Annotated in this window: 1 protein-coding gene; it reads left to right on the top strand. The window is 72.0% G+C overall.

Annotated elements, in window-relative coordinates:
* Window positions 1-1029, top strand: a 1029-nt coding sequence (locus tag GJV64_RS14670; RefSeq protein WP_164158225.1) for a heme-binding protein, incomplete at its 5' end; no start/stop codon positions are given.
* Between the last annotated feature and the right edge of the window lie 162 nt (window positions 1030-1191).

Raw genomic sequence — 1191 nt, 5'->3', positions numbered from 1 at the left:
AGCATCAGCGCCGGCGCCGCCTATGGCAGCGAAGCCAGCGGCGTGCGGCGGGCAACGGCGGCCGAGTTCAGCCATCCCGATGCCGCCGTGCTCTCCGATGGCGGCGGCGCCAACCGCTATCCGGTGAGGGCCGCCACCGACGCCGGCGAGGTGGCGCAGCCGCTGACCGCCGCCGAGGTGCGGGCCGTGCTGGAAGAGGCCTTCACCATCATGGCGCGCAGCCGTGCCCAGATTCGCCAGCCGCTGGACAGCCGCAGCCAGAAGACGATCGCGGTGGTCGATACGCGCGGCGCCGTGCTTGGGCTGGTGCGCTCCCCCGATGCGCCGATGTTCGGCACCGATGTGGCGCTGCAGAAGGCGCGCAGTGTCGCCTTCTTCTCCGGGCCGCGGGCGGGCGCCGATCTTGGCGCCGCCACCACCGCGCTGGGGGGGCCCGATGCCAATGTGCGGGATTTCGTTGGCCGGGTGAACAGCTTCTTCCCCCAGGCCGGCGTGCTGTCAGGCGCCTTCGCGATCAGCAACCGCGCCATCGGCAACATCGCCCGCCCCTATTTCCCCGATGGCGAGGCCGGACGCCCGCCGGGCCCGCTGTCGCGCGACATCAGCGGCTGGTCCCCGTTCTCCACCGGGCTGCAATCGGCGCTGATCGTGCAGAACCTGGTGCAGGTGCTGGGCGGCGGCGATCCCCGCCAGTGCACGTTCCTGCCGAACACGCCGGGCGGCCAGAACCGGCTGGCCAATGGCCTGCAGATCTTCCCCGGCGGCGTGCCCATCTATCGCGGCAATGTACTGGTCGGCGCCATCGGCGTGTCGGGCGACGGCATCGACCAGGACGACATGACCGCGTTTCTGGGCACGTACAATGCCGGGCTGCGGCTGTCGGGCAGCATCGGCCTGCCGCCGGCCTCCATCCGGTCGGACCAGCTGGCCGTGAGCGTTGGCGGCCAATCCGTGCGGCTGCGCTTCGTCGGCTGCCCGTTCGCGCCGTTTCTCGACACGAGCGAGAACAATGTCTGCCAGGGGCGCTGAGATGCGCATCGCGCTCCTCCTCCCCCTGCTGGCCAGCGCGGCGCCGGCCGAGGCCGGGCTCTTCTCCAGATGGTTCGATTGCTATGCCAAGGTGGAGCCGCCCGCCGAGCGTCTGCCGGGCGAGGCCGCGCCGCCGCCCGCCGATCCCTCGCTCGCGCCGCT

Origin of the sequence: Sandarakinorhabdus rubra (assembly GCF_010994245.1) — a bacterium.
Lineage (GTDB): Bacteria > Pseudomonadota > Alphaproteobacteria > Sphingomonadales > Sphingomonadaceae > Sandarakinorhabdus > Sandarakinorhabdus rubra.
This window is presented reverse-complemented; position numbering and strand designations above follow the sequence as displayed.